Consider the following 8215-nt stretch of genomic DNA (forward strand, 5'->3'; position numbering starts at 1 on the left):
CCTCTCGATAGCAAAATCATCTTGGGGGTAGGTTTCGCTGATCATCGAAAAGGAATAGATTTATTCTCACTTATTGCTTACTCAGTAAGAAAGATGCATACGAATATTCATTTTATCTGGGTTGGGAAAACAGATGTTCATTTTTTTAATACAATCTCCCCAAGATATACAGCACATTTCACATTAGTGGATCCAACTCCAGATATCGGTTTATATAACGCCGGTGCTGATTTATATTTATTAACTTCAAGAGAAGATCCTTTTCCAAACGTAGTTTTAGAAGCATTAGATACAAAAGTCCCTGTTATAGGGTTCAAAAACGCTGGAGGTTTTGAAGATGTTGTTACGGAACAAACCGGCGCATTAGTAGACTATTTAAACTTACCTATGATGCTGGAAAGAATATATGAACTTATCGGGAATGAAGATTTACGATTACAAAAAGGGACCTTTGGCCAAGAACTTATTGAAAGAGATTTCAACTTTCTTGATTACGTTTATCAATTATTAAACTTGCTTGAGCATAATTATAAAAAAATAAGCGTTATTGTACCGAACTATAATTACGAAAAATACTTACCGGAACGAGTTAAATCAATATTAAATCAAACCTATCCCCTTTACGAACTAATTTTCCTAGACGATGCCTCTACTGACAATAGCGCATCTATATTTGAAAAGCTGCTCTCAAATGAAAATAAACACCACCTGAAAGTTCAGCAGATTATTAATGATAAAAATTCTGGTTCTGTATTTAAACAATGGATAAAAGGTGTCTCTGCAGCAACCGGTGATTATATTTGGATTGCTGAGGCCGATGACTTATGTGATCAGACATTTTTAGAAGAAGTAATACAAGGGTTTCATATAGATAGTGATGTTGCCTTAAGCTACACACAATCAAAACAAATAGATGAACAAGGAAATATCTTGGCCAATCATTATTTGAATTACACAAATGATATCGATAAGGAAAAATGGCAGAGTTCTTATATCCGAAAAGGGATAGATGAAATACAAGATACGTTATTTATCAAAAACACCATACCTAATGTCTCAAGTGTAGTTTTTAAAAACATAGATATAAAAACAATAGCAAAACAATTGCAAAAGTTTAAAATAGCTGGTGATTGGTTTTTCTATGTTTCTCTCCTTAAAGAGGGGAACATTTATTTTAATCCAAAACCTCTAAACTATCATAGACGACATACAAATAGCGTAACAAGAACAGAAGATTCATATTCCCATTACAGTGAAGTTGTACAAATGCAGAATTTCATTAAAGACACCTTTACTATCGACGACATTTCAAAAAAGAAAATGTATGCATATAGAAAGTACCTTGAAACATATTTGAAGGTTTAATTATATATTTTCTTTATCATCAGTAGCTCTTTTAAGACATTACTATTATTTAAGGGGTGTTACTCTTTGAAAGAATTTATAGCGGCAAATAAACATTTGATTTCTCAAATTGCACAAAAATACAATGTAAGTGCAAATATCCACCCAGAGGATCATATCTTTCAATTCCTTGTCACAAATCCAGTCTTTCCATCTAAAAAAGAAGCAATAGATTATTATTTTAAAGATGGAAAAAAATCAGCAGAAACACTCTTAGATTTAATTACTTCCTTTTATCCTCCTGTAGACACTCCAATTCAATTATTAGAATTCGCATCCGGATATGGCTGCGTAACACGTCATTTATTAAATCAGCAAATGAACTTAAGTATAACTACTTGCGATATACACGAAGAGGCTATTACTTTTATTAAAAACACATTACATACTTCATCTCTATTATCTCACCCTGAACCAGAACAAGTAAAATTAGCCTCGTCTACGTATGATATCGTTTTTTGTCTATCCTTTTTTTCTCATATGCCTGATACAACTTGGTTTCGTTGGCTTCAGACATTGTATAACGCTGTTTCCCCTGGCGGCTTATTCATTTTCACAACTCATGGATATCAAAGTAAAAAGTACTTCGGCTTTCCCGCTTTAAATGAACGGGGTTATTGGTTTCTTCCCTCTAGCGAACAACTCGATTTAGATGTTCATCAATATGGGCAAACGATCGTTAGCCCCTCTTACGTATGTGACAAAATTAAATTATTACCTTATAATCCTATTATCAAAAAATACACTGAAGGTTTTTGGTGGGAACATCAAGATCTTTGGGTAATAAAAAAAGAAATAAAATAATAAACCACGCTCTACTTATACAGAAGTAGGGCATGGCTTATTATTTTTTACTATATAAGAACTCTTCAATCCATAGCTTATTTAATCTAATTCCACTTTTGAAATCCACTTTCGGTTCCCAATTACATTCTCGTCTTACTCTATCTATATTTAAAATGATTTTTTGAACGTTTTCTTGCTTTTGTTTATAGCAGATAAAGTCCACTTTTCTTTCCGTTAATTTCTCCAATTCTACTATAATTCGTTTTAAAGAGAGACCCTTTCCGCTGCCTATATTATACACACAAAATTTCAAGTGATTTAATTGCGATAGTTGTATAGTAACTTCCACTAAATCATCGATATAAATATAATCTCGAATAATTTCTTGTGGATTCCCATATATATTAATCTTTTCATTACTGAGATGCTGATACAAAAAACAATTTATTGCTCCAACTTTCTTTAACGGGTTTTGATATTTTCCATACGGATTAGAATATCTACATACAACATAGTCCATTCCATATTTTTTCTTATAAAAGTACAAATAATTTTCAAGCGACACCTTTGTTATTCCATAAGGAGAAAGTGGTTTTAATGGATGTTCCTCATCAATAGGCAGATATTCCGGTTCACCATAAACTGTGCCTCCAGAAGATGCTAATACGATTTTTTTAATGGGGAAATTTTTAGCACTTTCCATGAAATTAAGAAAAAAAAGGCTACTGTTTATATCTCCGAAAACATCTTCAATTGAAGTTGTTACATTAGACGTTGCAGCTAAATAAATAATAATATCCACATTCACTAAGGCTTTATATATATCTTCAACATTTGCTAAATCACCTTTAATAAATTCAACCTCACTTATAATATTTTGAGGAAAATTATTTATATGTCTGGAAAATACTTTTACATTTTGGCCTTTTTTCAATAAACCTAATGCGAGGTTAATACCAATGAAACTATTTCCACCTACTATTAAATAATTATTCTTCCGCATAATATCCTCTCTAGTAATAAGATTTTTGCTTATCTCACCTAGAAATACAAATAAATAAACTTAGTCAATTCTATTATTGAGTCTCTTATAATTGTATGCCCCTTATAAATTTTCATTATCTTTATTTTATATTTTCCCTTTAGAATCACTACCTTATTTAAGCCGTCCGAAAAAACATTCATAATATTTACTCATTCCTATGAATATATTGGATTAGTAAAAGCTTTCTCCTTCTCCATAAATAAAACTTTCAAAAAGGAGCACTACATGTATGAAGAATGTAAATCAAGAGCTTTTAAATCATGTAATTCTACATAAAGATCGAATCCCACATTTCCATAAAGACTTTCCCCTTATACTATTCTGGAGCCATAGAAGCGGATGCACTACTTTAGCTAATTGGTTCTTTTTTCAAATCGGATTGTTTAATGAAGCAAAGAAATACCATGACTTTATTCATTACTATGAATTCTGGGTATATAAAAACAACACCAACTACATACCAGAGTTACAAAATGGGCTTCTAACAGCAGAAAAAGCTGTTTGTAAACTTGTACGAAATCCCTATACAAGGGCCGTCAGCTCATTTTTATTACTTGCTGACAATCCATATGCAATTCCTCAATGGGAAAGTATCCGCCAGTATTTATATAATGACAAATATAGTAACCGAGGAATATCATTTAAACAATTTTTATATTACGTTCGAGCATTAGGTCCCAATTCCGTAGCAATGGACATACATTTTAGTCAGCAATACGTTCCGGGTGAAGAAAATTTCATCCAACACTATATTCCTTTAGAAGATTTTAATACACAAATCACCAAAATAGAACATACGTACGATTTAGTTAAATCTAATTTAGCGCTACTTACAAATTCAGATCATCATCGCTCTCATAAAATGATGTATACAGGAAGCTATGCAGAGCTCAGCATTACAGATGCCGCCTTCCCTCGCTTTCCGACATATAAAAGTTTTTATGATGAAGAAACAATGGCATTAGTTACAGAAATATATGCACAAGACTTTGAAATGTATCCGTACACAAAAGGGATATTTTAAATTGATACACTCTTCAATGAATAAAAGCGAATGTATCGCATAGCATAAATTGAAACTTTAATTAGAGAGGGGTTCTCCCCTGCTAATTATTCCCTTCTACCAATTTTACTGTTATAGATTCCCTAAATTTCACCTACCCTCTTTGAATTCACTAATTATTGACGCATGTGCCATATACATTTTTTACACAGGAGTGATGTCATGTGGAAGGTAATTTGAAACATAATAACGGATATTGTGTTATTTGTGAGAAGGAAACTACATTTATAGAGCATAACGATTGGCTTAGAGATCACTACTTATGTTCTACATGCCACTCTATACCAAGGCAGCGAGCTTTAATTCATGTTTTAAATACATTTTTTCCGAAATGGGGTTCCTATCATATTCACGAATCCTCACCTGGGGGGATTACAACTCAACTACTAATAAAAAACTGCAAAAACTATACATACTCTCAATACTTTAAAAACTATCCTCTCGGCCAATACTTTCAAGGGATTAGATGCGAGAACTTAGAAAACATGACTTTTCAAAATGAATCTTTTGATTTGTTCATTACTCAAGATGTCTTTGAACATGTAATGGAACCAAACAAAGCCTTTAAAGAAATAGAGCGTGTATTAAAGCCTGGCGGTGCTCATGTGTTTACTGTCCCTTGGTACCACACACTTCCCAAAACTTTGCAAAGGGCAAGAATCAATGAGGGTGGAATTGAGTATATTGAAGAGCCAATTTATCACGGAAATCCTATTGATGAGAATGGGTCTTTAGTAACATTTGATTGGGGCCAAGATATGATTGAATATATTTATACACATGCAAATATGTATACCCTAGTTTATTTACAAAAGGATAAATCACTAGGCTTAGATGCTGAATTTTTACATGTTTTTATTAGTAGAAAACAAGAAAATGATTTTTAGGCACCATATAATTTGGAGGTTAACAAATGGATGACTTTAAGTTAGGAAGTGATTTTGATAACCTTGTTAGCCCGCTTTCTGATGTTGAACTTCTTCATCTATTTATACAAAGTTGCTCACAAACAAAGATAAATGGTATCCCAGTACCTATGTTCCCCCCTGAAGAAATTCAACAACAGTTTGTAGGTGCTTCCTATGAACATGCTCTTTATGAAGCATATTTGTTTTATAGACTTGTAAAAACATATGCCCATAATTTAGGCGTTCCCTTGAATAAAGAACGGAAAATTTTAGACTTTGGTTGTGGCTGGGGAAGAATTATACGCTTTTTTTTCAAAGATGTTCGCGATGAAAATTTACTTGGGATTGATGTAGATCCAGCAATGATTAATATTTGCAATGAAACGTTAGGAAGAGGAATATATAAAACCGCCAATCCACAACCTCCTGTAGAATTTATTAGTGACAATTCATTGGACATCATATTCGCTTATTCTGTATTCTCACATTTATCCGAAGAAACTGCAGAACATTGGATAAAGGAATTTTCAAGAATTCTTCGTCCAGGTGGAATCTTCATCGCCACGACACAAGCGCGCTATTTTCTCGATTTTTGTCAACAATTTAAGGAACACCCTGAATTAATTCAGACAGGATGGCATAAAACTTTATCTCAAGCTTTTCCAGATATAAATCGTGCCATCTCGGATTATGAAAGCGGCAATTTCGTCCACAGCCCTACGGGAGCTGGAGACGTTAGAAATAGTAGCTTCTACGGGGAAACCATTATACCTAGAACTTATATTAAAAACCACTATGAGAAGTATTTAAAGCTGCGGGACTTTTTCGATGATGTAAACCGATTACCCCAAGCCCTATTTGTTCTCCAAAAAGATTAACTCTTTTCGCTCATTGTATAATGAAGATCATTTTATATTTCAGCCGTATATATTAAATCATTAAAGATTTCCATATCAAGCAAACTGTACAAAAAAATTCATTATGAGGCATAAACAGAGTAAGTAAATAACGGTTCTCATGCTTTAACTAGATTCGAAAAATCAAAAATAACTTCCCACCACTTGAACTACGAAGCACATAAGGGGGATATATCTTGAAAATAATTGCTTTTTACTTACCACAGTTTCATCAAATAAAAGAAAATGACCGATGGTGGGGAAAAGGTTTTACTGAATGGACAAATACTAAAAGTGCACGACCTTTATTTTCAGGACATTATCAACCTAGAGAACCTTATCAAGATTTTTATTACGACTTAACCACCCCATCCGTAAGAAAATGGCAAGCAGAAATTGCCAAAGCACACGGCATATATGGTTTTTGTTATTACCATTACTGGTTTAAAGGGAAGAGGCTATTGGAGAGACCATTTAATGAGGTACTTCAGATGGGCGAACCAGATTTTCCATTTTGCCTATCTTGGGCAAATGAACCATGGACAAAAACTTGGGATGGTCTTGATAGTCACATATTAATGCCTCAAAATTACGGAGGGTTATCGGATTGGAAAGAACACTTTGATTATTTATTACAAGCTTTCCAAGATGAGAGGTATATCCGTATAGATAATAAACCACTATTCATTATTTATCGTCCTGGACATATACCTAATTGTGAGCAAATGCTTAACTACTGGAATACACTCGCACAAGAAAATGGTTTGAAAGGTATATACTTCGCAGAAACATTAAACAGCTTTCCACTTCCTAATATAAATGGATTTGATGCTAGCATTCAATTCGAACCTTTTTATACAATTGCTCACGATAGTTCTTCCGACATAAATAAGATAATATATGAATCTAGTAAACAAATAAACGCTTGGGATTATGATAAAGTGTGGATGTATATATTAAAGCGATCTCCTTCAGAGAAAAAAACATTTCCCGGTGCCTTTGTTGACTGGGATAACACAGCACGCCGCAAAGATTTAAATAGCAGCATTTTCGTAGGCTCTACTCCTGAGAAGTTCACGATATATTTAAGTAAGCAAATCCAGCGCACCTATTCTCTTTACAACAGCGAGTTTTTATTTATTAATGCGTGGAATGAATGGGCAGAAGGTACTTACTTAGAACCAGATAAAAGGCATGGCTTTGCCTATTTAGAAGGAGTTAAACAAGCAATTAACAGAGGCATGAAAGCATACAAAAAAGACGAGTCATTCTGACTCGTCTTAAGCTTGCTTGGCGACGTCCTACTCTCACAGGGACAAGGTCCCAACTACCATCGGCGCTAGAGAGCTTAACTTCCGTGTTCGGTATGGGAACGGGTGTGACCTCTCTGCCATCATCACCAAACTATTGAAGGCATATTCCTTCAAAACTAGATAACATTGCTACATATTATATGGTTAAGTCCTCGATCTATTAGTATTCGTCAGCTCCACATGTCACCATGCTTCCACCTCGAACCTATCAACCTGATCATCTTTCAGGGATCTTACTAGCTTACGCTATGGGAAATCTCATCTTGAGGGGGGCTTCATGCTTAGATGCTTTCAGCACTTATCCCTTCCGCACATAGCTACCCAGCTATGCCCTTGGCAGAACAACTGGTACACCAGCGGTGCGTCCATCCCGGTCCTCTCGTACTAAGGACAGCTCCTCTCAAATTTCCTACGCCCACGACGGATAGGGACCGAACTGTCTCACGACGTTCTGAACCCAGCTCGCGTACCGCTTTAATGGGCGAACAGCCCAACCCTTGGGACCGACTACAGCCCCAGGATGCGATGAGCCGACATCGAGGTGCCAAACCTCCCCGTCGATGTGGACTCTTGGGGGAGATAAGCCTGTTATCCCCGGGGTAGCTTTTATCCGTTGAGCGATGGCCCTTCCATGCGGAACCACCGGATCACTAAGCCCGACTTTCGTCCCTGCTCGACTTGTAGGTCTCGCAGTCAAGCTCCCTTATGCCTTTGCACTCTACGAATGATTTCCAACCATTCTGAGGGAACCTTTGGGCGCCTCCGTTACACTTTAGGAGGCGACCGCCCCAGTCAAACTG

7 protein-coding genes and 2 rRNA genes (1 of these 9 running past the window's edge) are annotated in these 8215 nt (G+C 35.3%); 6 read left to right on the forward strand and 3 right to left on the reverse strand.

From position 1 onward, the window contains the following. Window positions 1–1365, forward strand: the 3' portion of a protein-coding gene (locus ACTT1L_RS14110; RefSeq protein ID WP_061130311.1) for a glycosyltransferase. The gene continues 567 nt to the left of window position 1, outside the view; 1365 of the gene's 1932 nt are visible here — the last part of the coding sequence; its start codon lies off the left edge, out of view; its stop codon occupies window positions 1363–1365. Window positions 1366–1431: 66 nt separating this feature from the next. After that, window positions 1432–2208 carry a class I SAM-dependent methyltransferase gene (locus ACTT1L_RS14115; RefSeq protein WP_074533328.1) on the forward strand — a complete coding sequence of 259 codons (777 nt, stop codon included), beginning with the start codon at window positions 1432–1434 and terminating at the stop codon, window positions 2206–2208. Between the two features lie 40 nt (window positions 2209–2248). Here ACTT1L_RS14115 and ACTT1L_RS14120 read toward each other — a convergent pair whose 3' ends face one another. Then, entirely contained in the window at window positions 2249–3193 is a 945-nt protein-coding gene (locus ACTT1L_RS14120) for an NAD-dependent epimerase/dehydratase family protein (RefSeq protein WP_001230823.1), read from the reverse strand. Window positions 3194–3464: 271 nt separating this feature from the next. Between ACTT1L_RS14120 and ACTT1L_RS14125 the strand changes: the two genes are divergently transcribed. From ACTT1L_RS14125 to ACTT1L_RS14140, 4 genes are all read left to right on the forward strand, one after another. After that, on the forward strand, window positions 3465–4259 hold the full coding sequence (locus ACTT1L_RS14125; RefSeq protein ID WP_000800261.1) for a sulfotransferase family 2 domain-containing protein: 795 nt from the start codon (window positions 3465–3467) through the stop codon (window positions 4257–4259). 203 nt (window positions 4260–4462) lie between these two features. Beyond that, window positions 4463–5185, forward strand: coding sequence for a class I SAM-dependent methyltransferase (locus ACTT1L_RS14130; protein WP_000398929.1), 723 nt, complete (start codon window positions 4463–4465; stop codon window positions 5183–5185). Window positions 5186–5211: 26 nt separating this feature from the next. Then, window positions 5212–6084 carry a class I SAM-dependent methyltransferase gene (locus ACTT1L_RS14135; RefSeq protein ID WP_061130312.1) on the forward strand — a complete coding sequence of 291 codons (873 nt, stop codon included), beginning with the start codon at window positions 5212–5214 and terminating at the stop codon, window positions 6082–6084. 215 nt (window positions 6085–6299) lie between these two features. Beyond that, entirely contained in the window at window positions 6300–7376 is a 1077-nt protein-coding gene (locus ACTT1L_RS14140; RefSeq protein WP_074533327.1) for a glycosyltransferase WbsX family protein, read from the forward strand. Between the two features lie 14 nt (window positions 7377–7390). Here ACTT1L_RS14140 and rrf read toward each other — a convergent pair. Next, a 5S ribosomal RNA gene (gene rrf, locus ACTT1L_RS14145) occupies window positions 7391–7506 on the reverse strand. A gap of 49 nt (window positions 7507–7555) precedes the next feature. Beyond that, window positions 7556–8215, reverse strand: a 23S ribosomal RNA gene (locus ACTT1L_RS14150); the annotation flags it as partial.

It is taken from the genome of Bacillus sp. FH, from assembly GCF_052216825.1.
GTDB lineage: Bacteria > Bacillota > Bacilli > Bacillales > Bacillaceae_G > Bacillus_A > Bacillus_A paranthracis.